Annotated in this window: 24 protein-coding genes; 5 read left to right on the top strand and 19 right to left on the bottom strand. The window is 72.3% G+C overall.

Translation table 11 applies throughout. The features are described 5' to 3' along the window. Positions 1 to 143 precede the first annotated feature (143 nt). The 6 genes from ACFY0D_RS39870 to ACFY0D_RS39845 form a co-directional block, all read right to left on the bottom strand. Positions 144 to 464 (bottom strand): hypothetical protein, encoded by a 321-nt coding sequence (locus tag ACFY0D_RS39870; protein ID WP_390802751.1) that lies wholly within the window; start codon positions 462 to 464, stop codon positions 144 to 146. 75 nt (positions 465 to 539) lie between these two features. Beyond that, positions 540 to 1,535: a 2-hydroxyacid dehydrogenase gene (locus tag ACFY0D_RS39865; RefSeq protein WP_390802750.1), complete on the bottom strand. Its 996-nt coding sequence runs from the start codon at positions 1,533 to 1,535 to the stop codon at positions 540 to 542. A 66-nt stretch (positions 1,536 to 1,601) separates the two neighbouring features. Continuing rightward, positions 1,602 to 2,630 carry a 6-phosphofructokinase gene (locus ACFY0D_RS39860; protein WP_390802752.1) on the bottom strand — a complete coding sequence of 343 codons (1,029 nt, stop codon included), beginning with the start codon at positions 2,628 to 2,630 and terminating at the stop codon, positions 1,602 to 1,604. 166 nt (positions 2,631 to 2,796) lie between these two features. Next, positions 2,797 to 3,504, bottom strand: coding sequence for a response regulator transcription factor (locus ACFY0D_RS39855; RefSeq protein WP_167745553.1), 708 nt, complete (start codon positions 3,502 to 3,504; stop codon positions 2,797 to 2,799). Further along, the gene (gene macS / locus ACFY0D_RS39850; RefSeq protein ID WP_314254748.1) at positions 3,501 to 4,718 is read right to left on the bottom strand and encodes a MacS family sensor histidine kinase; all 1,218 of its coding nucleotides are present in this window, start codon (positions 4,716 to 4,718) and stop codon (positions 3,501 to 3,503) included. Before macS ends, ACFY0D_RS39855 begins: the two co-directional genes overlap by 4 nt. 38 nt (positions 4,719 to 4,756) lie before the next feature. Then, positions 4,757 to 5,488 (bottom strand): lysophospholipid acyltransferase family protein, encoded by a 732-nt coding sequence (locus ACFY0D_RS39845; RefSeq protein WP_351156306.1) that lies wholly within the window; start codon positions 5,486 to 5,488, stop codon positions 4,757 to 4,759. Between the two features lie 170 nt (positions 5,489 to 5,658). On the opposite strand from ACFY0D_RS39845, the gene ACFY0D_RS39840 reads away from it, so the two are divergent. Continuing rightward, entirely contained in the window at positions 5,659 to 6,438 is a 780-nt protein-coding gene (locus ACFY0D_RS39840; RefSeq protein ID WP_390802749.1) for an alpha/beta hydrolase, read from the top strand. Further along, positions 6,431 to 7,036, top strand: a complete 606-nt coding sequence (locus tag ACFY0D_RS39835; protein WP_390802748.1) for a hypothetical protein — start codon at positions 6,431 to 6,433, stop codon at positions 7,034 to 7,036. The genes ACFY0D_RS39840 and ACFY0D_RS39835 overlap by 8 nt, the downstream gene beginning before the upstream one ends. A 152-nt stretch (positions 7,037 to 7,188) precedes the next feature. On the opposite strand, the gene ACFY0D_RS39830 is transcribed toward ACFY0D_RS39835, so the two are convergent. The 6 genes from ACFY0D_RS39830 to ACFY0D_RS39805 all read right to left on the bottom strand — a co-directional run bounded on the left by ACFY0D_RS39830 (position 7,189) and on the right by ACFY0D_RS39805 (position 12,177). Continuing rightward, positions 7,189 to 7,938, bottom strand: a complete 750-nt coding sequence (locus tag ACFY0D_RS39830) for an endonuclease/exonuclease/phosphatase family protein (protein ID WP_390802747.1) — start codon at positions 7,936 to 7,938, stop codon at positions 7,189 to 7,191. Positions 7,939 to 8,020: 82 nt separating this feature from the next. Continuing rightward, positions 8,021 to 8,962, bottom strand: a complete 942-nt coding sequence (locus ACFY0D_RS39825) for an ROK family glucokinase (RefSeq protein ID WP_266390714.1) — start codon at positions 8,960 to 8,962, stop codon at positions 8,021 to 8,023. A 61-nt stretch (positions 8,963 to 9,023) separates the two neighbouring features. Next, positions 9,024 to 9,488, bottom strand: a complete 465-nt coding sequence (locus ACFY0D_RS39820) for a DUF5304 domain-containing protein (protein ID WP_390802746.1) — start codon at positions 9,486 to 9,488, stop codon at positions 9,024 to 9,026. A 78-nt stretch (positions 9,489 to 9,566) separates the two neighbouring features. After that, positions 9,567 to 10,724, bottom strand: a complete 1,158-nt coding sequence (locus ACFY0D_RS39815; RefSeq protein WP_390802745.1) for an ArsA family ATPase — start codon at positions 10,722 to 10,724, stop codon at positions 9,567 to 9,569. Positions 10,725 to 10,756: 32 nt separating this feature from the next. Next, the gene (locus ACFY0D_RS39810) at positions 10,757 to 11,197 is read right to left on the bottom strand and encodes an SRPBCC family protein (protein ID WP_390802744.1); all 441 of its coding nucleotides are present in this window, start codon (positions 11,195 to 11,197) and stop codon (positions 10,757 to 10,759) included. 164 nt (positions 11,198 to 11,361) lie between these two features. Beyond that, positions 11,362 to 12,177: a metallophosphoesterase gene (locus ACFY0D_RS39805; protein ID WP_301374749.1), complete on the bottom strand. Its 816-nt coding sequence runs from the start codon at positions 12,175 to 12,177 to the stop codon at positions 11,362 to 11,364. Positions 12,178 to 12,432: 255 nt separating this feature from the next. Between ACFY0D_RS39805 and ACFY0D_RS39800 the strand changes: the two genes are divergently transcribed. Continuing rightward, positions 12,433 to 14,229 carry an AMP-dependent synthetase/ligase gene (locus ACFY0D_RS39800; protein WP_390802743.1) on the top strand — a complete coding sequence of 599 codons (1,797 nt, stop codon included), beginning with the start codon at positions 12,433 to 12,435 and terminating at the stop codon, positions 14,227 to 14,229. An 18-nt stretch (positions 14,230 to 14,247) separates the two neighbouring features. Here the strand turns inward: ACFY0D_RS39800 and ACFY0D_RS39795 are convergent, their stop codons facing one another. The 7 genes from ACFY0D_RS39795 to ACFY0D_RS39765 all read right to left on the bottom strand — a co-directional run bounded on the left by ACFY0D_RS39795 (position 14,248) and on the right by ACFY0D_RS39765 (position 22,701). Then, positions 14,248 to 15,864 (bottom strand): GMC oxidoreductase, encoded by a 1,617-nt coding sequence (locus ACFY0D_RS39795; protein ID WP_390802742.1) that lies wholly within the window; start codon positions 15,862 to 15,864, stop codon positions 14,248 to 14,250. Between the two features lie 255 nt (positions 15,865 to 16,119). Continuing rightward, complete coding sequence (locus ACFY0D_RS39790) at positions 16,120 to 17,262, bottom strand: glycosyltransferase family 4 protein (protein WP_390802741.1); 1,143 nt, start codon at positions 17,260 to 17,262, stop codon at positions 16,120 to 16,122. Between the two features lie 23 nt (positions 17,263 to 17,285). After that, positions 17,286 to 18,401: a hypothetical protein gene (locus tag ACFY0D_RS39785; protein ID WP_390802740.1), complete on the bottom strand. Its 1,116-nt coding sequence runs from the start codon at positions 18,399 to 18,401 to the stop codon at positions 17,286 to 17,288. Between the two features lie 72 nt (positions 18,402 to 18,473). Continuing rightward, positions 18,474 to 19,529, bottom strand: a complete 1,056-nt coding sequence (locus tag ACFY0D_RS39780) for an NlpC/P60 family protein (RefSeq protein ID WP_390802739.1) — start codon at positions 19,527 to 19,529, stop codon at positions 18,474 to 18,476. A 245-nt stretch (positions 19,530 to 19,774) separates the two neighbouring features. Then, positions 19,775 to 20,803 carry an NlpC/P60 family protein gene (locus ACFY0D_RS39775; RefSeq protein WP_390802738.1) on the bottom strand — a complete coding sequence of 343 codons (1,029 nt, stop codon included), beginning with the start codon at positions 20,801 to 20,803 and terminating at the stop codon, positions 19,775 to 19,777. A 253-nt stretch (positions 20,804 to 21,056) separates the two neighbouring features. Beyond that, on the bottom strand, positions 21,057 to 22,421 hold the full coding sequence (locus ACFY0D_RS39770; protein WP_351156311.1) for an NYN domain-containing protein: 1,365 nt from the start codon (positions 22,419 to 22,421) through the stop codon (positions 21,057 to 21,059). Positions 22,422 to 22,461: 40 nt separating this feature from the next. Further along, positions 22,462 to 22,701 carry a hypothetical protein gene (locus ACFY0D_RS39765; protein WP_008738811.1) on the bottom strand — a complete coding sequence of 80 codons (240 nt, stop codon included), beginning with the start codon at positions 22,699 to 22,701 and terminating at the stop codon, positions 22,462 to 22,464. A gap of 124 nt (positions 22,702 to 22,825) precedes the next feature. On the opposite strand from ACFY0D_RS39765, the gene ACFY0D_RS39760 reads away from it, so the two are divergent. Beyond that, the gene (locus ACFY0D_RS39760; protein WP_390802737.1) at positions 22,826 to 23,560 is read left to right on the top strand and encodes a rhomboid family intramembrane serine protease; all 735 of its coding nucleotides are present in this window, start codon (positions 22,826 to 22,828) and stop codon (positions 23,558 to 23,560) included. Continuing rightward, entirely contained in the window at positions 23,557 to 23,838 is a 282-nt protein-coding gene (locus ACFY0D_RS39755) for an Lrp/AsnC family transcriptional regulator (protein ID WP_030013053.1), read from the top strand. Before ACFY0D_RS39760 ends, ACFY0D_RS39755 begins: the two co-directional genes overlap by 4 nt. The last annotated feature ends 223 nt before the right edge of the window (positions 23,839 to 24,061 follow it).

Raw genomic sequence — 24,061 nt, 5'->3', positions numbered from 1 at the left:
CCCCAGGCCCGCCAGGGCCGAGGGGAAGGATCGCGAGGCGGACGAGGGAGGCGACGCGGAGCGTCGCCGGCCGAGGACAACGCGGCGAGGCGCGGCACCGGCCACCGCGAGCCCGCCCTGACCGGCAAGACACTCCCTGGGCTTCAGGCTTCCCCGCCCGGGGCGGCTCCCGCGCCGGGCGTGGGGGCGGTCCCCGCCGCGCGGCGGGCGAGGGCGGACCGGATCCCCTGCCACGACAGGATCGCCAGCAGCACCGGGGCCCCGAACACCAGGACGGAGACCGCGCCGAGCGCCAGCCCGATGGACAGCACCACGCCCATGGCGTGGTCGGCCGCCTCCAGCCACGGATCCGTCCGCCGGCCGGGCTCGGCCCGGCGCGCCAGCTGCGCGGCGCGGTAGACGCACAGCAGCTGTACGGCGGCGAAGGCGAAGAAGATCCACCGGATCCAGTCAGGTATCTGCACGGTGCGAACATAGGCCCGCTCCCGCGCCGCGTCGTGGACGGGGGGTGAACGCAGCCGGAAATCTGGGGGCGTGTCCTACGCCGGCGGGACCAGAGTGTTCTCGGAGCGGCGACCGGCCAGGTAGTCGGCCACGTTGGAGACGGTCGTGCCGATGATCTGGTCCACCGCGTCCCTCGTGTAGTAGGCCTGGTGGGAGGTCACCACGACGTGCGGGAAGGTGACGAGGCGGGCCAGGGTGTCGTCCGCGACGGTCTCCAGCGACTTGTCCAGGAAGAAGACGCCGGCCTCCGCCTCGTAGACGTCCAGGCCGACGCCCGTGAAGCGGCCCGCCCGGAGCTCGTCGACCAGTGCGTCGGTGTCGATCAGGCCGCCGCGGCTGGAGTTCACCAGGATCGCGTCGTCCCGCATCCGGCGCAGCGCCGCCGCGTCGAGGATGCGCCGGGTGGACTCCAGCAGCGGCACGTGCAGGCTGATCAGGTCCGAGGAGGCGAGCAGCTCGTCCTTGTCCACGTACGTCATGCCGAGTTCGAGGCAGGCCGGGTTCTGCACCGCGTCCCAGCCCAGCAGGCGCATGCCGAAGCCGTGCGCGATCCGGGTGAACGCCTCGCCGATCTTTCCGGTGCCGAGCACACCGGCCGTGCGGCCGTGGAAGTCGTGGCCCATCAGCCCGTTCAGCCGGAAGTCGAAGTCCCGGGTCCGGATCGAGGCCCGGACGATGCGCCGGTTGACGGCCATCGCGAGGGCCCAGGCGAACTCGGCCACCGAGTAGGGCGAGTAGGCGGAGACCCGGCTGATCGTCAGGCCCAGGCGCCGGGCCTCGTCCAGGTCGATGTTGTTGAAGCCGGTGGACCGCTGGGCGATCATCTTCGTCCCGCCCGCCGCCAGCATGCGCAGCACCCGGCCGCTCAGGTCGGCGTTGACGCTGGAGGAGACGATCTCGTACCCGGCGGCGATCGGCGCGGTGTCCTCGTCGAGGAAGACTTCGAGGCAGCGGACCTCGTGCGCTCCTGCGAAGGCCTGCTCCAGGAGCGGCTTCTCGTCGGCGGTCACACCGAATGCCAGGATCTCCACGCTTGCTCCCGCACCTCGAACCATGGGCCGTTTGTCACCATACGGCCCATGGTGGCGGGTCGCCGCTCAGCCGAAGAAGACCCCGGCCTCCTTGTAGAGCGCGGGATCCACGGTCTTCAGCTTCGACGTCGCCTCCGAGATCGACACCCGGACGATGTCCGTCCCCTTGAGCGCGACCATCTTCCCGAAGTCCCTGTCGCGCACCGCGTCGATCGCGTGCAGCCCGAACCGGGTCGCGAGCCACCGGTCGAAGGCGCTCGGCGTGCCGCCCCGCTGGATGTGCCCGAGCACCGTCGTGCGGGCCTCCTTGCCGGTCCGCGCCTCGATCTCCTTGGCCAGCCACTCGCCCACGCCCGAGAGCCGGACATGACCGAAGGAGTCCAGGGTGCCGTCCTTCAGCACCATCTCCCCGTCCTTGGGCATCGCGCCCTCCGCGACCACCACGATCGGCGCGTAGCTCGCCTTGAACCGGGAGGTCACCCAGGCGCAGACCTCGTCCATGTCGAAGCGCTGCTCCGGGATGAGGATGACGTTGGCGCCGCCCGCGAGCCCCGAGTGCAGGGCGATCCAGCCGGCGTGCCGGCCCATGACCTCGACGACCAGGACCCGCATGTGGGACTCGGCCGTGGTGTGCAGCCGGTCGATGGCCTCGGTCGCGATGCCGACGGCGGTGTCGAAGCCGAAGGTGTAGTCGGTGGCGGACAGGTCGTTGTCGATGGTCTTGGGCACGCCGACGCAGGGGATGCCGTACTCCTCGTACAGCCGGGCCGCGACCCCGAGGGTGTCCTCGCCGCCGATCGCGATGAGTGCGTCCACCTCGTACTTCGCGAGGTTGTCCTTGATGTCGCGCACGCCGTTCTCCGTCTTGAACGGATTGGTGCGCGAGGAGCCGAGGATGGTGCCGCCGCGGGGCAGGATGCCGCGGACGGCGGGGATGTCGAGGGGGACGGTCCGTCCCTCGATCGCGCCCCGCCAGCCGTCCTTGAACCCGACGAACCCGCAGCCGTACTCCTGCTCGCCCTTGCGGACGACCGCCCTGATCACCGCGTTGAGCCCGGGGCAGTCGCCGCCGCCGGTCAGCACTCCGACCTTCATGGAATCTCCAATCGCCATGACGGTCACGCTAGTGGTGACACAGGTCACAGCAAGGGGCCTGGAGAGGTCAATTCCGGTTGAATCGTGAGGCGTTGCGTACGCCCGTTCACTCGTACGAGGACGTAAGTACGATCGACGTGCGGTGCGGACGTCCCCCGGGCGGGTACTACGCGTCGTCGAGGCCGCGTTCGATGGCGTACCTGACGAGCTCCACCCGGTTGTGCAACTGCAGCTTGCCCAGGGTGTTCTGGACGTGGTTCTGCACGGTGCGGTGGGAGATGACCAGACGCTCGGCGATCTGCTTGTACGACAGCCCCTTGGCCACGAGCCGCAGTACCTCGGTCTCGCGGTCGGTCAGTTGCGGGGCCTTCGGCTCGTCGGAGGTGGCCGGCAGCGGATCGGTGGCCAGGCGCCGGTACTCGCCGAGCACCAGCCCGGCCAGGCCCGGGGTGAAGACCGGGTCGCCGGCCGCGGTGCGGCGGACGGCGTCGATCAGCTCCTGGGCGCCGGCGGACTTCAGCAGGTAGCCGGTCGCGCCGGACTTCACCGCTTCCAGGACGTCCGCGTGCTCGCCGCTGGCCGACAGGACCAGGACCCGCAGGGCCGGGTTGGCGCCGACCAGTTCCTTGCAGACCTGCACGCCCGGCATGCCCGGCAGGTTGAGGTCGAGGACCAGCACGTCGGGCGTGACGGCATGGGCCCGGCGGACCGCCTCGGGGCCGTCACCGGCGGTGGCGACGACGTCGAAGCCCGCGGCGGCCAGGTCGCGGGCGACCGCGTCCCGCCACATCGGGTGGTCGTCGACGACCATCACCCTTATGTCGTGCAGCTCGTTCGGCCTGTTCGGGTCGTTCACGTCGGTGCGCTCGCTCATCTCTTGTCCGTCCTCCCCCTGGGTACCTTCAGTTCCACTTCGGTGCCCTGTCCGGGAACGGACACCAGATCGGCGCTGCCGCCGAGATCGCGCAGCCTGCCGCGGATGGACAGGGCCACCCCCATCCGGCCCTCGCCCGCCGCCTGGTCGAGCCGGCCCGCAGGGATGCCGGGGCCGTCGTCGCGAACGGTCACGATCACCTCGTCGCCCCAGTCCTCGACGAGGATCCAGGCCCGCGCCCCTTCTCCGGCGTGCTTGCGCACGTTGTCCAGGGCGGCGCCGACCGCCGCGGCCAGTTCCTTCGCGGCGGGCACCGGCAGCGGCACCGGGGTGCCGGGCTCGGCGAAGCTCACGCGGGACCCGGCGTGCGGGGCGAGGAGCGTCCGCAGGTCCAGCTCGCCGTCCTCGGCGCCCGGCTCGTCGACCTCGTACGTGTCCACCAGCGCGCCGCGCGACTCGTCGCGGGAGACCCGGGAGGGCTGGACCAGCCCGCTGGAGACCAGCGTGCGCAGCGCCACCTCCTGTTCCCCCGCCATCCGGCCGAGCTCCTCGGCCTCGCCGCCCAGCTCGCTGCCGCGCCGCTGGACCATGGCGAGGACCTGGAGGACCCCGTCGTGGATGTCGCGGGCGAGGCGCTCGCGCTCGCGGGTGGCGGCCTCGATCTCCAGGGCGCGGGCGAGGGTGTTCTCACTGGCCCGGGCGACCTCGACCACGTACCCGATGGCCACGGAGGCGACCCAGACGAGCAGGACGTTGTGCAGGGTGTCCCGGGTGGGCTGGCCGGTGTGGATGGCGAGGTTGGCGGCGGCCACGAAGGTGGAGGCGAAGCAGGCCCAGCGCCAGCCGCCCTTGATGGCGAAGGCGAGGACCGCGCCCGCCGTCCAGATGGTGGGGAGGGTGCTGCCGCCCGCGGCGATCCGCGCCTGGGTGTCGGCGACCGGTGTGAGCACGATGCCCACGATCGCGACGGTGAGGTCGGCGACGAGGAAGCCCTTGGTGCAGCTGGCGGCGTTGGCCACCTTGCGGGAGGTGGCGAGGGTCCAGACGGCGAGGAAGGCGAGGTAGCCGACCGCGACCCCGGGGCGCGGGAACTCCTTGTGCGCGGCGGCGAACAGCAGCGCCGCGTAGACCATGGTCAGCAGCCGGTACGCGGTCAGGGCACGCCAGAGCGGCTGCTCGACCGACATGCGTACGACGCGTTCGCGTTTCGCCATCTCCCCCACCCCTCGCGGGCGGCATCGCCCACGCGCAGCTACTCCGACGTGCCGTCGGCCTTCTCGGCCTTCTCCGCCTTGGCAGCCTTCTCGGCCTTCTCGGCATCGGCGATCTGGCGCTTGGCCGCCGTCGCGTAGATGTCGACGTACTCCTGGCCGGAGAGCTTCATGATCTCGTACATGACCTCGTCGGTCACCGAGCGGAGGATGAAGCGGTCGTTGTCCATGCCGTGGTAGCGGCTGAAGTCCAGCGGCTTGCCGATCCGGATCCCCGGGCGCATCAGCTTGGGGACCACCTTGCCGGGCGGCTGGATCTTCTCCGTGTCGATCATCGCGACGGGGATCACGGGCGCACCGGTGGCCAGGGCCACGCGGGCCAGACCGCCGGGCTTGCCGCGGTAGAGGCGTCCGTCGGGTGAACGCGTGCCCTCGGGGTAGATACCGAACAGCTCTCCGCGCTCGATGACCTGGATGCCGCTCTGGATCGCGGCCTCGCCGGCCCCGCGGGCGCCGGAGCGGTCCACCGGGAGCTGGCCGACGCCCTTGAAGAAGGCGGCCGTCAGCTTGCCCTTGACCCCCGGGGAGGTGAAGTACTCCGCCTTCGCGATGAAGGTGACCTTCCGGTCCAGCACCGCCGGGAGGAAGAAGGAGTCGGAGAAGGACAGGTGGTTGCTCGCGAGGATCGCCGGCCCCTCCGCGGGAATGTTCTCGAGGCCCTCCACCCACGGCCTGAAAGCGAGTTTCAGTGAACCGCCGATGGAGAACTTCATTGCGCCGTAGATCAACTCGAAAGCCTTCCTGTGTCTGTCGAACAGACCATATCCCGTGCCTACACCGGCAGGGGCCCGACGACCCTGGCCGGTGCCACCCCGGTCGCGTACGGTGAAGTCACACAGAGCAACGCACCCACCCGACGTACATCATGATCAAGGAGACCCTGGTGCCCGTCCTCCCTGGAGCCGAGCCGTTCCGCCACGAGGGCGGAGAGGTCGGCGTCCTCCTCTGCCACGGCTTCACCGGTTCCCCGCAGTCCCTGCGCCCCTGGGCCGAGTATCTCGCCGGGCAGGGCCTCACGGTGTCGCTTCCACTGCTGCCCGGACACGGGACGCGCTGGCAGGACATGCAGCTCACGGGCTGGCAGGACTGGTACGCCGAGGTCGACCGCGCCCTGCGGGAACTGCTGGACCGGTGCGAGCAGGTGTTCGTCTTCGGGCTCTCGATGGGCGGGGCGCTGACCCTGCGGCTGGCGGCCAAGCACGGGGACGCCATCAGCGGCATCGTGCTCGTCAACCCGGCCAACAAGGTGCACGACCCGCTGGCCGTGACCCTGCCGGTGACCAAGCACCTCATCCGGTCGACGCCGGGCATCGCCAGCGACATCGCGAAGCCGGGCTCGGAGGAGGTCGGCTACGACCGGGTCCCGACCCGGGCCGCGCACTCGCTGAAGAAGTTCCTGCAGCTCGTGGACGCGGAGCTGCCGCAGGTGACGCAGCCGATGCTGCTGCTGCACAGCCCGCAGGACCATGTCGTACCGCCCGTCGACTCCGCGCGGGTGCTGGCCCGGGTCTCCTCGACGGACGTCACCGAGACCCTGCTGGAACAGAGCTACCACGTCGCGACGTTGGACCATGACGCGGAGCGGATCTTCGCGGACAGCTATGCGTTCATCGGCCGACTGGCGGAGAGCGTGGGCAGGGAGGGGGCGGAGGCCGGTGGCTGAGCACGAGGAGCAGTCGGGCGGGGTTCCGCCGCTGGACGAGGAAGCTGCGTGGGCGGCGATCGTCGCCGGGTACGGGCAGGAGCCGCCGGACCCGCCGGGGGCCCGGCCGTTCAGACCGATCGAGAACCTCCTCCTGCCGGAGGAGGACGTCAAGCCGCTGCCCGCGGAGTCCGGACCGGATCCGAAGGCCGATCCCAAGTCGGACCCGAAGCCGGACCCGAAGCCGGACGCGGAAACGGGTCCTCCGGCGGTGCTGGGCAGCTCCGTGGTCTTCGCCCCGGGCGTGGGCATGTCGGGTCCCCGGGACCACTCGCCGGCGGAGCCGAAGGACGACGACCTGACTCCGGCGGACGAGGGCCATTTCGTCCCCCCGGAGCCGGAGCTCCCGCCGGCGGACACGACGTCGAAGTTCGCGTGGCTGGCGGTCGTCGGCGGCCCGGTCCTGCTGCTGCTCGCGGTGCTCCTGCAGTGGGAGATGACCTGGTGGCTGACGACACTGGGCATCGGCGGCTTCCTGGGCGGCTTCGCCACGCTGGTCGCACGCATGCAGCACGACGAGGATGACGACGACGACCCGGGCCGCGGCGCGGTCGTCTGACCCACCCCTTCCCGGGGCTCCGCCCCGGACCCCGCGCCTCAAACTCCCCCGGCTACCGCTGGGAGGTGCCCCCTGGCGGGGCTGAAATCGCATCAGCCAAATACAGCCCCGCCGGCGATTGAGGCGCGGGGGTCCGGGGGCAGCGCCCCCGGCTACGGCGCGGCTGCCAAACGGAGGGCCGCAAGCACCGGCAGGTGGTCCGTCGCCGACCGCAGGTCCGTGGTCGAGACTCCCGCCAGCCCCTCCGGGACACCGCAGGCCAGCACCTCCACCCCCTTCGTGGCGAACACGGCGTCGATCCGGCGGTCCGGCGCCGACGCCGGGAAGGTCGGTCCGCCGCCCCACGGGGCCACCGCCCGGCAGTCCTGGAGCTCGGCGGCCAGCCGCCCGTACGCCGGCCCGTCCGGGCCCTCGTTCAGGTCGCCCGCGGCGATCGCGTACGGCACGTCCATGGCGGCCAGCCGGTCCAGCAGCAGCTCCGCGTGGGCCCGGCGCTCCGCCGCCTGCAGCGAGAGGTGCAGGGAGGCCAGCCCCACCCGCACGCCCCCGACCCGGATCACCGCCGTGGCGAAGCCCCTGCGGTGCAGGCCGGGGGTGCGCGGCAGCAGGACGTCCTCGGTCCGCTCCACGAAGACCCGCAGTGAGCACAGCAGCAGCGGCCCGGCCGCCGTGGCGCCGCCGCCCAGCACCACCAGGTCGCACTTGGCGGCGAGCCGCGCCGCGTGTTTGCGCCACCGGAAGAACCGGGGGGCCTCCTGCACGAGGACGAGGTCGGGCTCGCACGCCCGGATGACCCGGGCCAGCGCCTCCTCGTCGTCGCGCAGCGAGCGGATGTTGTAGCTGAGTACCCGGATCACGGCAGAACCGTCGGGCTCCGTACGGGACTTCGGCAGCTGGTCCATGCCCCGCAAGATACGCAGCCGCCCGCCGCTCCCCCAAGGGGCGCGGCGGGCGGTACGCGTGGAAATAAAGGGCGAAAAAGTCTCAGCCCTGGCGGGCCAGGTCGGCCGCGCCGACGAGCCCGGCCTTGCCGCCCAGCTGCGCGGCGAGGACCTGCGCGTGCGGGCGCCAGGCGCCGCCGACCAGCCAGCGCTTGAAGGACTTGCGGATCGGGTCGAGGACGAGGTCGCCCTCGTCCGAGACCCCGCCGCCGACGATGAAGGCGGACGGGTCGAACAGCGAGGCCAGGTCGGCCAGTCCCGCGCCGGCCCAGCGGGCCAGTTCGCGGAAGGCGTCGATGGCCACCAGGTCGCCCTGCCGGGCGGCCTCGCTGATGTGCTTGCCCTCGATGCCCTCGGGGGTGCCGTCGCCGAGCGCGAGCAGGATCACCGCGTTCTCGGGGGTGGCGTTGGCGCGCTGCTTCGCGTACCGGACGAGGGCGCGCCCGGAGGCGTACTGCTCCCAGCAGCCCTGGCTGCCGCAGCCGCACAGCAGGCCGTCCGGGACGACCCGGATGTGCCCGAACTCGGCGGCGACGCCGAAGCGTCCGCGCCGCAGCTTGTTGCCGATGATGATGCCGCCGCCCAGGCCGGTGCCGAGCGTGATGCAGATGACGTCGTCGTGGCCCTGGCCGGCGCCGAAGCGGTACTCGCCCCAGGCCGCGCAGTTCGCGTCGTTCTCGACGACGACGGGCAGGCCGATGCGCTGCTCGACCTTGTCCTTCAGCGGCTCGTGCCGCCAGTTGATGTTGGGCGCGAAGAGTACGGTCGCGCGCTTGTCGTCCACGTATCCGGCGGCGCCGATGCCGACGGCCTCGATGGTGTGGTTGCTGCTGACCTCGGAGACGGCGGCGCAGATGGCCTCCGTCACTCCGTCCGCGGTCGGCGGGGTGGGCACCTTGTACGTCTCAAGGATCGTGCCCTCTTCGTCGACCACGCCGGCCGCGATCTTCGTGCCGCCGATGTCGACGCCGATGGTGAGTCCCATTAGTCCCTCGGTTTCCGGTCAAACCCCGCCACGGCCAACGGTACCCGAGGCTTCCGGGGGATCAGTCGAGATCGATCCGCTCGGAGGGGCCGTCGTCGGGGCCGCCGTCCCGCGGGTCGCGGTCGTGGGACGCCTGCCGGGGAGCCGGGGGTTCGCCCCGCGTCCAGCGGCGCTCGTGGCCCTCGACGGCCGAGCGGTAGGCGGCGAGCAGTTCGGAGCCGGCGGCCGCGAGGTGGTCGAAGACGTCCGGGTTGCGCTCGATGACGGGCTTGGCGGCGGTCTTGGCCTGGTCGACGATCTGGCGCACCGCACCCTGCGCGGCCACGCCGAACAGCGGGTTGTTCAGCCCGGAGACCTTGTCGGCGACGGCTTCGAACAGCTTGAACAGCTCCTCGGCGGCGGTGCCGGTGCCGCCGGCCGCGGCCTGCTCCTGTCCGCGCAGGCGCTCCTTCTCGGCGGCGAGGTCCTCGGCGCAGGCCCTGGCCCAGGCGTCGTCGTCGGTGGGGCGGTCGGTGGCCTCGCTCATGGCGGACTCTCTCCTGCGGCGGCTGCTGGACGTGCGGTACGGACTACCTTCGACGGTACCCGAACGGGGGTACGCGGTTCATTGCGTGCGCGGCCACAGTCCCGGGTCGGGGGTGAAGCGGATGCGGAGCTCTCCGTCGGCGAGGGCGGCGCCGGAGACGGTGCAGCGGCGCAGCGCCGCCGGGAGCGGAACGATCCTGCGGTGGGGGCCGGCGGTGAGCAGCAGTTCGTCGCCGCGGCGGACGAGGTCGAGTTCGCTCTTGCGCGCGCCGGGCAGCGGTACCACCCAGACGAGCACCCCGTCCTCGGCGAGCCGGTCCTCGACGGCCCAGGCCCGGCGGGGCGCGGGTGCCTCGGGTACGAGCCCGTCGGTGCCGGCGAGCCGCTCCAGGTCCTGCGGGCCGCGCGGGTCGCGGCCCAGGTGGGCGAGGGCGACCACCGGGAGCTCCTCGGCCCACTCCGCGGCGTACTTCTGCTGCTGGACGGCGAGCCCGGCGAGCCAGGGGTCGGCGGATTCCGTCGGCACGGTGCGGTTGGCGACGACGGCGGAGAGGGGCAGCTGCTGGAGGGCGAGTCCGAGCCGGCCGAGGCGCAGCGCGTCGGCGGCGGCCGGGCCGGGCTCGGCGACCAGCCGCAGCTCGGTGGTGTCGGCCTCGACGACGGCCTGGACGGCGGCCAGCTCCTCGTCCCAGCGGGCGGCGGTCTCGTAGAGCCACTGCGCGGGCATGGGTACGCCGGCCAGCTGGGCCAGTACGGGGCGCAGGGCGCGGGCGGCCTGCCGCTCGGCGGGCAGCAGCCGGGCGAGGTAGCGGCGCAGCTGGGCGGGCAGGGCGAGGGTGGCCACGGTCTGGTGGAGCGGTGGCATGTCGACGACGACGAGGTCGGTGCCGGGCGCGGCGGCGGCCCGCCGCAGGGCCCGGAGCAGGGCGAACTGCTCGGCGCCGGGCAGTTCGGTGATCTCCTCGGCGCCCAGTGGCCGGGCCCCGACCATGCCGAGCAGGGCGGATCCGCGCTGCTGGAGGGCGACGAGTTCTTCGCGGAACTCCTCGCCGGAGTCCACCCGGGCGACCCGCAGCCCGGGTGCGGCCGGGTCGCCGACCAGGGCGGTGAGCGGGTCGCCGATGTCTCCGGAGAGCAGCAGCACCCGCCGCCCGTGGCGGGCCGCGGCGAGGGCGGTGGCCGCCGCCACGGTGGTCCGCCCGGCCCCGCCGGGGCCGGTGATCAGCAAGGTGTGCATGGTGCGGGTGCTCCGGTGTGCGGGAAGCGGGATCAGACGGTTTCGACGCGCTTCTTCAGGCCCGCGAGCGCCCGGTCGATGATGACCTTCTCGGCCTTGCGCTTGATCATGCCGAGCATGGGGATCTTGACGTCGACGGTCAGCTGGTAGGTGACCTCGGTGCGCTTGCCGCCGTCGATGGGGGTCAGCCGGTAGGAGCCGTCCAGCTGGCGCAGCATCTGGGACTTGTCCAGGGTCCAGCTGACCTCGTCGGTGCCCTTCCAGGCGTAGGCGAGGGTGTGGTCGTCCTTGATCGCGCCCGCGTCGAGCAGCAGGCGGACCTTCTCGGCGCGCCCCTGGGCGTCGGTGGCCAGCACCTCGGCCTCCTTCACCTCGCCGGTCCACTCGGGGTAACGGGCGAAGTCGGCGATCACGGCCATCACGTCGGTGGGCGCAGCCTCGATCGTGATGCTTGAGCTGGTGTGTTCCGCCATCGCGGTCGCTCCTCCGGGCTGGGGGTACCTCCCAGCGGCAGCTGGGGGAGTTCGAGGATGTGTGCGGCCCGGGGGCCGCCGCGTGAAGGCTACCGCGCGTGTGGACGTCGCCACTCCAGCGCCTCCCGCACCCTGCGGGAGCCCGCCGTGAAGCGGCTCGATCTCTACCATTCCAGGACCCAGGGCCGGCCGGTGGCCGCGAAGTGGCCCACGTTCACGCACTCGGTGTTCCCGATGCGCATCCGCCGGGCGAGCGGCTGGTGGACGTGTCCGAAGAGGGCGTAGCGGGGGCGGGTGCGGCGGATCGCGGCGAGCAGGGCCTCGCTGCCGCGTTCGAAGCGGCGGGCGACGGTGTCGTAGCAGAGCTCGGGCACTTCCGGCGGGATGTGCGAGCAGAGGACGTCCACCTCGCCGAGGGCCTCGACCTTGGCGGCGTACTCCTCCGGGTCCACCTCGTAGGGGGTGCGCATCGGGGAGGGCAGTCCGCCGCCGACGAAGCCGAAGACGCGGCCGCCGATCTCCACGCGCTGGCCGTCGAGCACGGTGAGGCCGTGGCGGTCGGCGTACTCGGGCCACAGGCCCGGGACGTCGACGTTGCCGTAGGTGGCGTACGTGGGGGTGGGGAAGGCGGCGAACATCTGCGCGTACTGGCGGCGTACGGCGCCCTCGATGAGGGTGTCCCGGTCCAGGCCGGCCCAGAGCTGCCGCCCGAAGGCGTGGGCCTCCTCGAAGCGGCGCGCGGTGCGCAGCTCGACGATCCGGTCGGCGTTCTCGACGCCGAACAGGTCGGGGAAGATCCCGCGCGAGTGGTCGGCGTAGTCGAGGAAGAGCACGAGGTCGCCGAGGCAGATGAGGGCGTCGGCGCCGTCGCCCGCGCGGGCGAGGGCCTCGGTGTTGCCGTGCACGTCGCTCACGACGTGGACCCGGGTGCGGCCCGGCCCACGGCCTGATCCGCTCGTGCCGAACTGCTCTCCCCGCATGCTGCCAGCCATGCCGCCAACCCTAGAGCTGCCTGGTGGCGGCGGGTAGAGGGGGTGGGAGAGGCGGCCGGACCTGCGGTTACTTCCGAGTCGCAAGTGGGGTCGACTACTGTCGGCACGTGAGGGCTAGGCAGGGTAAGTGCAGAATGTGACGCACGGAACATCTGGCCGGTTCCCCCTATCGGGAACCCACTACCGGTGGGTAACGTCCGGTCGGTCCACATGGTGGCGATGGCGCCCAGAGGAGCAGCAGTCTTGCGCGAGTTCAGCCTTCCGGCCCTGTACGAGGTCCCGTCGGACGGGAACCTGACGGATCTCATCCGCCGCAACGCCGCTCAGCATCCAGACACCGCCGTCATGAGCCGCAAGGTCGACGGCCGGTGGCAGGACGTGACCGCGACGGAGTTCCTCGCCGAGGTCCGGGCCACGGCCAAGGGCCTCATCGCGGCCGGCATCCGGCCCGGCGACCGGGTCGCCCTCATCTCCCGCACCCGCTACGAGTGGGTGCTGTTCGACTTCGCGATCTGGAGCGCGGGCGGCGTCACCGTCCCCGTGTACGAGACCAGCTCCCCCGAGCAGGTCCAGTGGATCCTCGGCGACTCCGGCGCCGTCGCCGTCGTCGCGGAGAGCCCGGCGCACAGCGCGGCCGTGGCCTCGCTGCGCGACCGGCTGCCGGAGCTGCGCGAGGTCTGGGAGATCGAGCAGGGCGCGCTGGAGGCGCTGAAGGCCGCCGGCGCGGAGATCTCCGACGCCGAGGTCGAGGAGCGCAGCAGCCTCGCCAACGCCGACGACCCGGCCACCATCGTGTACACCTCGGGCACCACCGGCCGCCCCAAGGGCTGTGTGCTGACCCACCGCAACTTCTTCGCCGAGTGCGGCAACGTGGTGGAGCGCCTCAGCCCGCTCTTCCGTACCGGCGACTGCTCGGTCCTGCTCTTCCTCCCGGCCGCGCACGTCTTCGGGCGTCTGGTGGAGGTGGCGGCCGTGCTCGCGCCGATCCGCCTGGGCTGCGTACCGGACATCAAGAACCTGACGGACGAGCTCCAGTCCTTCCGGCCCACGCTGATCCTGGGTGTCCCGCGCGTCTTCGAGAAGGTCTACAACTCGGCCCGCGCCAAGGCCCAGGCCGACGGCAAGGGCAAGATCTTCGACGCCGCGGCGGACACGGCGATCGCCTACAGCCGCGCGCTGGACCTTCCGGGCGGCCCGTCCTTCGGGCTGCGCCTGAAGCACAAGCTGTTCTCCAAGCTGGTCTACAGCAAGCTGCACACGGTCCTCGGCGGGCGCGGCGAGTACGCGATCTCCGGCGGCGCCCCGCTGGGCGAGCGGCTGGGCCACTTCTTCCGCGGTATCGGCTTCACGGTGCTGGAGGGCTACGGCCTCACCGAGTCCTGTGCGGCCACGGCCTTCAACCCGTGGGACAAGACGAAGATCGGTACGGTCGGCCAGCCGCTGCCCGGCTCCGTGGTGCGCATCGCGGACGACGGCGAGGTGCTGCTGCACGGCGAGCACATCTTCAAGGAGTACTGGAAGAACGAGACGGCGACCGCCGAGGCGCTGACCGACGGCTGGTTCCACACCGGCGACGTCGGCACCCTCGACGAGGACGGCTACCTCGCGATCACCGGCCGCAAGAAGGAACTCATCGTCACGGCGGGCGGCAAGAACGTCGCGCCGGCCGTCATCGAGGACCGGATCCGTGCGCACGCGCTGGTCGCGGAGTGCATGGTGGTGGGCGACGCGCGGCCCTTCGTGGCGGCGCTGGTCACCATCGACGAGGAGTTCCTCGGCCGGTGGGCTGCGGAGAACGGCAAGCCGGCCGGTGTGACGGCGGCGGAGCTGCGCGAGGACGCGGAGCTGATCGCCGCCGTCCAGAAGGCCGTGGATGACGGCAACGCGGCGGTTTCCAAGGCGGAATCGGTGCGGAAATTCCGCATTCTTCCCTCCCAGTTCACGGAGGAGTCGGGTCACATCACGCCGTCGCTGAAGCTGAAGCGCAACGTGGTGGCCAAGGACTTCGCGGACGAGATCGAGGCGCTGTACCGCGGCTAGTCCGGGGCCGGTCCGCGGCTAGCGGGGGTCCTCGGCGAGGATCCGGGCCATGTTCCGTTCCGCGAGGGCGGTGATGGTCACGAACGGGTTCACGCCGAGCGATCCGGGGATCAGGGAGCTGTCGACCACGTACAGCCCCTGGTAGCCCTTGGCCCGCCCGTACAGGTCGGTGGCGTCCCCGAGGACGCAGCCGCCGAGCGGGTGGTAGGTGAAGTTGTCGGCGAAGGCCTTGTTGTCGCCGAAGAGGTCGTACCGGTACATCGTGAAGTTCCGCCGGTTGATGCGGTCGAAGAGGTTCTTCGCCGCGTTGACCGAGGGAGTGTTCTGCTCCCGCCGCCAGTTGAGCCGGGCCGAGTCGGTGGCGGCGTCGTAGGTGAAGTGCCCGCGCTCCCGGTTCTTGGTGATGGCCAGGTACATCGAGATCCAGTGCTCGATGCCCATGGGGAGCGGGGCGATCTCGGCGAAGACCGGGTTCGAGGCGTTGTCCCAGTCGTCGATGCCCATCGCGGGCATGGTGGCCTGGTTGCAGCCGACCGTGTCCCACAGGTGGTTGGCGCGGGCGGTCATGACGTTGCCGTTGTGGCCCCAGCCGAGTCCTACCTTGTCGCTGAGCGCGGGCAGTGTCCCCCTCTCGCGGGCCCGCAGCAGGATCTCGGTGGTCCCCAGGCTCCCGGCGCCGAGGAAGAGCTGTTTGCAGCCGAGTTCGCGGACCTGGGTGACCCGTCCGGTGACATCGCTGGTCCGTACGGTCAGGACGTATCCTCCGGCCGGGTCGGGCCGTACGCCGACCACGCGCTGCATGGTCTCGATGGTGACGTTGCCGGTGCCGATGGCGGCGGCGAGGTAGGTCTTGTCGACGCTCTTCTTGCCGTGGTTGTTGCCGTAGATGACCTCGCCGGCCAGGGCCGAGCGGGGGGCGGTGCCGGCGGCCTCGCGCTTCATGTACTCGAAGTCGTAGACGTTGGGGACGAAGACGGTCTTCAGGCCGGTGTTCTGGGCGTGCTTGCGGGAGATCCGGGCGAAGCGGTACCACTCGGTGGATTCGAACCAGGCCGGGTCGATGTCGTTCACCCCGAGCATGGCGCGGGCGCGGGGGTAGTAGGTGCCGTACATCTCGTCGGCGTCGACCTGGGGCAGCACTTCGGTGAAGTACGAGCGCCTGGGTGTCGGGGCCATGCCGCCGTTGACGAGCGATCCGCCGCCGACGCCCCGGCCGACGTACACGGACATGTCGCCGTAGTTCACGCGGTCGAGGACGCCGGGGTAGGGGCTGATGTCGCGGTTGACCACGTCGAGCCAGAGGAACTGGGCGAGCGGGGCCTCGGTGCGGTTGCGGAACCACATGGAGCGCTGGTCGGGCGCGGAGGTGGAGGGGAAGACCTTGCCGTCGGCGCCGGGGGTGTCCCAGAGCCGGCCCATCTCCAGCACGACGGTACGCACGCCCGCCTGGCCGAGCCGCAGGGCGGCGACGGCGGATCCGTAGCCGGAGCCGACGACGATGGCGGGGGCGTACTGGGCGGCGGCGGGCTCCACGGCCGCGGCGGAGGCCGCCCCGATCCGGGTGAAGCCGAGCGCGGCGGCGGTCGAGAGGGCGCCGAGTCCCATTAGTTGACGGCGCGTCAAGTTGGATGTCATGGCCGCATCATGGGCGGAATCCGGCCTTCCGGCCAGACGCCGTCTTGACAGGTATCTGAGAGACAGTCAGACGTGGCTGCGCGGCCCGGCGCCTGCGACTCCGCTGCCGGGGGCCAGCCCCCGGAACCCTCGCTCCTCAAACGCCGGAGGGGCTGAAATTGTCAGCCGGCGCCGGCACGATCCAGCCTCGCCAGGGGGCACCTCCCAGCGGTAGCCGGGGGAGTTCGAGGCGCGGGGTCCGGGGCGGAGCCCCGGCTACAGGAGCTCGCGCAGGCGTTCCGCGAGGAGGTCCCAGCGCCAGCGGTCTTCGACCCACGCACGGCCGGCGGCGCCCATCCGCGCGCGCAGTTCCGGATCCTTCAGCAGGGTGACGATCCGGTCCGCCGCCTCCTCCGGGGATCCGCCCCGCACGACCCAGCCCGTCTCACCGTCCAGCACCGCGTCCGGCGCCCCGCCCGAGTCGCCCGCGATCACCGGCAGGCCCGTGGCCGAGGCCTCCAGGTAGACGATGCCGAGCCCCTCCACGTCCAGCCCGCCCCGGCGGGTCCGGCACGGCATGGCGAAGACGTCACCCGCGCCGTAGTGGGCCGCGAGTTCCGACCACGGGACGGCTCCGGTGAAGACGACGGAGTCCGAGACCCCGGTGGAGACGGCCAGCTCCCGCAGGTCCGCCTCGTAGGGCCCGCCGCCCACGATCAGCAGTACCGCGTCCGGCACCGCCGCCAGGATCCGCGGCATCGCCTCGATCAGCGTGTCCTGCCCCTTGCGCGGCACCAGCCGGGAGACGCAGACGACCACCGGCCGGTCCGTCAGCCCGAGCCGGGCCCGGACCTCCGCCCCGCCCGATCCCGGGTGGAAGGTCTTCTCGTCCACCCCCGGCGGGAGTTGCACCATCCGGGCCGCCGCCCGGTCCGTCACCGCCGAGGCGATCCGCGAACGCGTGTACTCCCCCAGGTAGGTCAGCGTGTCGGTGCCCTCGCCGATCCGGCGCAGCAACTGCCGCGCGGCCGGCAGCTGCGCCCAGCCCGCCTCGTGCCCGTGGGTGGTCGCCACGATCCGCCGCGCACCCGCCCGCCGCAGCGCGGGGCCCATCAGCCCGAGCGGGGCCGCCGCCCCGAACCACACCGACTCGCAGCCGTGTTCGCGCAGCAGACCCACCGCCCGCCGCGTCACGCGCGGGGTCGGCAGCAGCATCGTCGTACGGTCGCGGACGACCTGGAACGGCTGCTCCGCGTCGAAGGCCGCGGTGGCCTCGCGGCCCTCCGCGCTGTGCTTCCAGGTGGAGGCGTAGACGACGATCCGGTCGGGATCCAGCCGTAGTGCCATGTTGTGCAGGAAGGCCTGGATGCCGCCCGGTCGCGGCGGGAAGTCGTTGGTCACGATCAGCGTCTTGTGCATCGCTGCCAACGTACCGGACGCCCTCAGCGGAACTCCGCCCGCAGGGCCTCCTGCCAGTCCTTCGTCAACGCGTCCGGGTCCACTCCGAGGGCGCCCCGCACCGCCACCGGCCACGGATCGCGCCCCGCCCTCCCGTACAGGTCCACGAGCGCCGCCTCGCCCCATCGCCCCGCGATCAGCCGGCAGGCCAGCCAGGCTCCCTCGTACGCCCGGGCCAGGGCCTCCGGGTCGCCGCCGAACGCGAAGTCCTCCGACCGGGGCAGCCCGCCCGGCACCCCGCCCCGCCGTACGGCCCTGGCCAGCGCCGGGGCGGCCTGCTCGGGGGTGGCCGGAGTGCCGCGGTAGGCGGCCCAGTCCGCGAAGCCCTCGGAGAGCCACAGCGGGGTGGTGGCCGTGGTCGCCGCCCGGGTGGCCACATGGGTGACCTCGTGGGTCAGGATGACCCCGCGGCCCGCCGGGCTGAGCTCGGCCCACCCCTGCGGATTCACGACGACCCGGTCGGCCGGGGCGGGGGCCGCGCCCACCCGGCCCGTCGTGACGGCGCCCATGCCCCGGTACTCGGCGGCGGGGCGGCCCAGCAGCTCCGCCATCCGCTCCAGGGATCCGGGCACCAGCACCACGGGCCGGCCCGCCCAGGGGCCCGGCCAGGCGGCGCTCGCCGCGGGCACCGCCCGGTCGGCCTCCGCCGCGATCGCGGACAGCGTCCCGGCGTCCTGTCCGACGCCCAGCACCAGGGCGTGCGCCCCGCGGACCACCTCCACCGGGCCCTGGTCCCACAGCTGCGGCAGCGCGCCCGGCGCGGCCCGGTCCCCTGTGACGTGCCACCGCCCGCCGTCCCGGGTCAGGCGCACCTCGCGCGCCGACCCGGCCGCGGCCGCGTCGTAGCCGCTCAGCCGGTAGCGCAGCTCCGCCCGGGCGGTGGCCCCGGCGCCGTCCCGCCGGACCGCGGAGACCTCGTACGCCCATCCCTCCAGCGGGATCCCGGCGAGCTGCGCGGGCGGCGTCCGCGACCAGTCGGCGACGGCCTCCCGGATGTCCCGCTCGGCGCCGTCCCGCGCGGCGGGCGCGCCGCAGCCGGCGAGCAGCGCGCTCAGCAGGAGCGGCAGCACGCGTACGAGGGGCCGGCGGACGGGGGGCATCCGACGATCGTACGCACGGCTGCGCCAGGGGGTGTCCTGCCGATCAGGCCGGGCTCGACCGGCAAGACACCCCTAGGGCCGGGTCACCGAGGAGACGGGCATCATCCCGACGGGGTCGTAGCGGACCCGGGCCCCGGGGTACGGGGCGTGCACCACCTGGCCGTTGCCGACGTACATGCCGACGTGGCTGGCGTCCGAGCGGTAGGTCACCAGGTCGCCCGGCCGGGCCTGCGACAGCGGCACCTGCCGGCCGGCGTGCCGCTGGGCCTGCGAGGTGCGCGGCAGCGAGACGCCGGCCTGCCGGTACGACCAGACCATCAGCCCGGAGCAGTCGAAGCCGCTGGGGCCGGTGGAGCCCCACACGTACGGCCGTCCCACCGCGGCCCGGGCCGCCATCACGGCGGTCTCGGCGCGTCCGGAGGAGGGGCCGAGGGAGGACAGCTCGGGCAGCCCCTCGGGGCGGCCTCCGGAGCGCGAGGCGCGTTCGTAGTCGGCCCGCTCCCCGGAGGGCATGGCGTTGAGCAGTCGCCGGGCGGCCGCGAGCTTCGCGGTGACGGAGCGCTTGTGCCGGGCCACGTCGGAGCGCAGGGCGTCGAGTTCGGCGAGTTTGCGGGAGGCCTCCTGGCGCTCCTGGCCGAGTTCGCGCTGCTCCTCGCGGAGTTCGTCGAGCTGCCGGGCCTGGCGGCCGGTCAGCCGGTCGAGGGCGGCGGCCCGCTCCAGGTAGGCGTCGGGGTTCTCGGCCAGCATCAGCCCGACGGCGGGGTCGATGCCGCCGCCGCGGTACTGGGCCCCGGCGAAGGTGCCGAGGACGCCCCGCATGGTGTTGATGCGCTCCTGGCCGCGGGCCACCGCGTCCTGGGCCCGGTTGACCTCGATGCGGAGCCGGTCGGCCTTCTCCCCGGCCTCGTTGAAGCGCTCGGTGGCCTGCTCGGCCTCCTCGAAGAGGCGGTCGACCTGAGCGCTGATGCCGGTTCTCGCCCCGCCTCCGGGTTCGTACGGGAGGCCTGGGGCCGCGATCGCGGGTACGCCCGTCATGGCGACCGCGGCGGTGGCCGCGGCGGCGGTGAGGACGGTGACCTTCGTGTTCCGGTCGAGGCTGCCGAGCCCGGCCCGGCGATGGGACGCCACGTGAAACCGCTCCCTTCCGCTGTGCGTGGCCCGGGTCCGCCCCCCGTGGACGGCCGTGTGCCGGGTTCCGCGCTGGCAGACAGTAGCGGCGCGACCACACACCGGCCAACGACCGTCGGCGGGCGCACATGCCGACGCCCCGCAGGAGACGCAGGTCACCGGCGGGGCGTGAGGTCAGAGGGAGGCCGTGGAATTCGCCCGGATGGGCGGTGTACGGCGCGTCCCGGACCGCGGGGCGGAGCGGATCAGCCGATCCGGACGCCGAACTGGAACGGCATGTTGTCCATGGACTCGTACTTGATGCCGCTGCGCGGGTTCGAGGCGTGCAGCGTCATGTTGTTGCCGGCGTAGAGGCCGACGTGGTGCAGGTCGTCGTAGAAGAAGACCAGGTCACCGGGCTGGAGCTGGCTGCGGCTGATGCGGGTGCCGTCGTTCACCTGGGTGAAGGTGACGCGGCTGATGTTGACGCCGGCCTGCTTGTAGGCCCACTGCGTCAGCCCGGAGCAGTCGTAGACCGTGGGGCCCGTGCCGCCTGACTGGTAGGTGAAGCCCAGCTTCGTCTTGGCGGCTTCGAGGGCGGCTCCGGCGCGGCCGGAGGCCTTGACGTTGCCGAGGTCGACGCGCTGGCCGTCGGCGCGGCTGGCGCGCGTGTCCTCGTCCTTGATCGCCGCGCGCTCCTGCGCGGTCAGGGTGTTGAGGAGGGCCTGGGCCGCGGCGAGCTTCTCGGTGGAGACCTTCTTCTTCTCGCCGAGCTCCTTGCGGGTGGCGTCGAGGTCGGCGAGCTTGCCGGCGGCCTCCTGGCGCTGCTGCGCGAGGGTGCGCTGCTTGTCCTGGATCCGCTGGACTCCCTCGACCTGCTTGGCACTCAGGTGCTCCAGGGAGGAGGCCTTGTCGAGGTAGCTGTCGGGGTCCTCGGAGAGGAGGAGCGCGAGAGAGGGATCGATGCCGCCGCTGCGGTACTGGGCGCTGGCCATCGAACCGAGCGTGCTGCGAAGGTCGTTGAGCTCACCCTGACCGCGCGCGACCTGGTCCTGGAGCTGGCCTATCTCCTTCTCCAGCTTGTCCTGGCGCTCCTTGGCCCCGTTGAACTTCTCGGTGGCCTGCTCCGCCTCTTCGTAGAGCGCGTCGACCTGGCTCTTGACCTCGTCCTTGCTCGGCTTCGCCGGCGCGGCGGAGGCGCTCTGCGCGGTGAGGGCGACGGCTGCGGCCGCGACCGAGGTGAGGACGGTCACACGAGCGCGGTTCGGCTGCTTGGGTCGACGGTGGGACGCCACGAAGGCGAGCTCCTTCTTCCTGGGAGCCGCCGAAGAACGCAACTCGGCAGCACCTTCGCTGCCACCCCGAATGAGTGATCTACCGCACGAAGGTTTGAGCAGACCCTAGTGACCCATCTGTGATCAGTTCAAATCCTGTCGGGAAAAAACTCGCCCTCCGACCAGGTTCTTTACCTACAGCGCACGCTCTGTGCAGGGCACTTGACGGTGCGTCCCCCGCGAGTCCCATCAATTCGGGCATTGGGGTGAGGAGTTACGAAACGCGCGAAAGCCGCTTCAGCAACAAAGCGGACGTCACGGGCCGGGCACCCGCCTTGGCCACCCCGTCGGCGACCTCCCGGTCCGTGGAGACCACGACCACCGGCCGGCCGGGCGGTTCCGCACGCACCAACTGGCGGATCAGCTCGTCCGCCGTCACCCCGGCCTTGGAGAACAGCACCCGCACCCCGCGCGGCGGCGCGAGCAGCACCGGGGCCGCCAGTTCCGCCCCGTCGAAGACACAGGTCATCTCCGCGCCCGTCTGCGCGGCCAGCATCGACAACCCGCCCAGCAGCCGCAGCCGCTGCTTCTCCAGCGGCATCGTCGGATAGCCCGTCTTGGTCACGTTGTAACCGTCGACCACCAGATGGGCCTGAGGCAGCGCCAACAACTGGTCCAGCAACGCCGGATCGGTCTCCGAGAGGGCCCGCGCCGCGATGTCCTTCGGCGTCATCCGGCCCGGCTCCACCGCATCCACGGTGTCGGCCGGCCGCGTCGACACGGGCGGCAGGGCCAGCTCCCGGCGGAGCCCCTGGGCCGCGTCCAGCACGGTGTCCAGCAGCAGCCGCAGCCGCATGTCCTCGATGCTGCGCCCCTCACGGGTGGCGCGGCGCGAGGTCTCCAGCGCCGTCTCCACCTCCGCGAGACGCGCCTTGAGCCGCCGGGTCTCGCTCTCTGCGGCGGCCACCCGGGCGGCCGCGTCGCCGCGGATCCCGTCGATCTCCGCATTCACCTTGCGCAGGGCCGCGTCGCCCCGCTTGACGTCGCTGAGGGCGCTGCGCAGCTTCCGCTGAAGCGATTCCGCTTCCTTGCGGGCCGCGTCCAGTTCGACCCGGACCTGCTCCCCGCCCGTGCGCTGCAGCTCCCGTGCGTGGGCCAGCTCCTCGCGCAGCCGCTCCAGCTCACGCCGGGTCTCCTCGCCGACCCGCTCGGCGTCGGCGCGCTGCGCCTCCTCGCCCGCGGCGGCCACCAGCTTGACCCAGCCGGCCGGCCGCAGGATGAAGGCGGCGGCCGCCACGTCCAGCGGATCCGCGGCGGCCGGGGGCGCGCCGGCCTCCAGCGCGGCGGCCAGGTCGGCCTGCGCCTCGCGCAGCTTCTCGGCGACCCTGCTCCGGAACACGGCGTCGGTCTCGACCGCCGCGGCCATGGCGTTCCCCGCGAACTTGGCGCGCCGGGTCGGGGTGAACCGGGCGTACTGGCGCAGCTGCGCCGGGAGGTCCGCGACCGTCAGTCCGCCGAAGGCGTCCGAGACGAGCGCGACGACCCGGCGCCGCACGCCTTCCGGCAGCGGGTGGTCGAGCGCCTCGGCGGCGTCGCCGGCCGCGTCGGCCGGCTCAGCGCCGCTTGCTGGCTCCACAATCCGTCACCCCTACCGTGATCTTCCTGTGGGTGCGCCTCCGTCAGGAGTCCGCGCCCGGCCTGTCCACGAGCTCGATCTGGTCCACCGCGTTGCACCAGCGGCAGCGGACCGACTCGATGGTCTCATTGACCACCTCGCGCTCCTCGACCTTGGGCTCCCCGGCGAGGTCCAGGTGGACGTACTCCACGACCTTCGACGAACGCGTCACGTCGAAGCGCGTGAGATTGCCGCACAGGGTGCAGCGCCACCGGGTGGTGTCCGTCGGCAGGGGAACCGTCATCAGGCCGCTCTCTCCTTCGTAGCTGATTCAATTAAAGCCGCCCGCGCCGCCGTATGCGTCGTCCTGCGGACCGCAGCTCGTAACCCTACGGCCTGCCACCGCTTCAGGTGGGTCCCCTTGCGTCATGCTCTGTCACATGATCGTAAGGTGGCGGGCCGTTCGCGAGGCCGCCCGGGGACCGGTGGTCACCCATGCGCTGATCGCGGGCTGCGCCGTGGTGTTCGTACTCGGCCCGGCCTCGGGACTCAACCCTGCCTACGGGACGGGGGAAGAGCTGCTGTCCGCCGGGACGGCCTACTTCCGGCGCTGGGGCGTGGTCCCGGACGAGCTCTTCACGGGCAGCCCCCGCGCCTGGCTGACCCCGCTGACCGCGCTGTTCGTCCACGGCAGCTGGCTGCATCTGCTCGGGAACATGCTGTTTCTGTACGTTTTCGGCGCGATGGCGGAGGAACGGATGGGCCGCCCGGCGTTCCTCGTCTTCTACCTCTGTACGGGGTACCTGGCGATGGCGGCGTACGCGGCGGCCAACGCGGGCTCCCCGCAGACACTGGTCGGGGCCTCCGGAGCCATCTCGGCCGTACTGGGCGCCTTCCTCTTCCTGCTCCCGCGCGCGAGGGTGACGAGCCTGTTCCCGTTCCTCTTCTTCCTGCCGCTGCGGTTCCCGGCGTGGATCGTGCTGCTGTTCTGGTTCGCCCTCCAGTGGGTGGCCGCGCAGCGGGCCGGCAGCGGGCCGGGGGTCGCCTATCTGGCCCATCTGGTGGGCTTCTCGCTCGGGTTCTTCTACGCGTGGGCCCGCTATCGGGGTACGACTAGAGTGAGACGACCAGCGACGGCCACCGAGGGAGACAGCCAGCCGTGATCACCGCGATCGTGCTCATCAAGACCAGCGTGGACCGGATCCCCGAGATCGCCGAGTCCATCGCCGCCCTCGAAAACGTCAGTGAGGTCTACTCCGTCACGGGGACGTACGACCTGATCGCGCTGGTCCGCGTGGCCCGTCACGAGAACCTGGCGGACATCATCCCCGGCCGCATCAGCAAGATCCCGGGCGTCGAGGCGACGGACACCCACGTGGCCTTCCGCACGTACTCGCAGCACGACCTGGAGGCGGCGTTCGCGATCGGCCTCGACGCGTAACGCCTCCGGCGCGGTCTGCGGTACGGCCCCGGGCCGCGCCCTGCCCCTCGGCTGCGCGGCCGGATCCACCACTGCCCTGCCGGCTGCCGGGCGCGGGCCGTCTGCCGGGCGCGGGCCGGACCCGCCGTTGCCCTGCGGGCGGCTCGGCGGTGTACGGCGCGGCCGGATCCACGCCGGGCGCTGCCCGGACCCGCGCCTCAAACGCCGGCGGGGCTGAAGATGC

The organism is Streptomyces sp. NPDC001502 (assembly GCF_042894785.1).
Classification (GTDB): domain Bacteria; phylum Actinomycetota; class Actinomycetes; order Streptomycetales; family Streptomycetaceae; genus Streptomyces; species Streptomyces kutzneri.
Note: the sequence above shows the minus strand (reverse complement) of the source record. Positions and strands in the feature narration are given on the sequence as shown.

Bases quoted from the DNA above. Each gene is read 5' to 3' on its own strand.
- ACFY0D_RS39845 (WP_351156306.1), bottom strand. From the start codon at position 5,488: ATGAAGTTCTCCATCGGCGGTTCACTGAAACTCGCTTTCAGGCCGTGG.
- ACFY0D_RS39815 (WP_390802745.1), bottom strand. From the start codon at position 10,724: ATGCACACCTTGCTGATCACCGGCCCCGGCGGGGCCGGGCGGACCACC.
- ACFY0D_RS39790 (WP_390802741.1), bottom strand. From the start codon at position 17,262: ATGCACAAGACGCTGATCGTGACCAACGACTTCCCGCCGCGACCGGGC.
- ACFY0D_RS39825 (WP_266390714.1), bottom strand. From the start codon at position 8,962: ATGGGACTCACCATCGGCGTCGACATCGGCGGCACGAAGATCGCGGCC.
- ACFY0D_RS39765 (WP_008738811.1), bottom strand. From the start codon at position 22,701: ATGACGGTTCCCCTGCCGACGGACACCACCCGGTGGCGCTGCACCCTG.
- ACFY0D_RS39805 (WP_301374749.1), bottom strand. From the start codon at position 12,177: ATGCGGGGAGAGCAGTTCGGCACGAGCGGATCAGGCCGTGGGCCGGGC.
- ACFY0D_RS39830 (WP_390802747.1), bottom strand. From the start codon at position 7,938: ATGGACCAGCTGCCGAAGTCCCGTACGGAGCCCGACGGTTCTGCCGTG.
- ACFY0D_RS39785 (WP_390802740.1), bottom strand. From the start codon at position 18,401: ATGCCCCCCGTCCGCCGGCCCCTCGTACGCGTGCTGCCGCTCCTGCTG.
- macS (WP_314254748.1), bottom strand. From the start codon at position 4,718: ATGGCGAAACGCGAACGCGTCGTACGCATGTCGGTCGAGCAGCCGCTC.
- ACFY0D_RS39810 (WP_390802744.1), bottom strand. From the start codon at position 11,197: ATGGCGGAACACACCAGCTCAAGCATCACGATCGAGGCTGCGCCCACC.
- ACFY0D_RS39820 (WP_390802746.1), bottom strand. From the start codon at position 9,488: ATGAGCGAGGCCACCGACCGCCCCACCGACGACGACGCCTGGGCCAGG.
- ACFY0D_RS39855 (WP_167745553.1), bottom strand. From the start codon at position 3,504: ATGAGCGAGCGCACCGACGTGAACGACCCGAACAGGCCGAACGAGCTG.
- ACFY0D_RS39795 (WP_390802742.1), bottom strand. From the start codon at position 15,864: ATGACATCCAACTTGACGCGCCGTCAACTAATGGGACTCGGCGCCCTC.
- ACFY0D_RS39860 (WP_390802752.1), bottom strand. From the start codon at position 2,630: ATGAAGGTCGGAGTGCTGACCGGCGGCGGCGACTGCCCCGGGCTCAAC.
- ACFY0D_RS39760 (WP_390802737.1), top strand. From the start codon at position 22,826: ATGCTCTGTCACATGATCGTAAGGTGGCGGGCCGTTCGCGAGGCCGCC.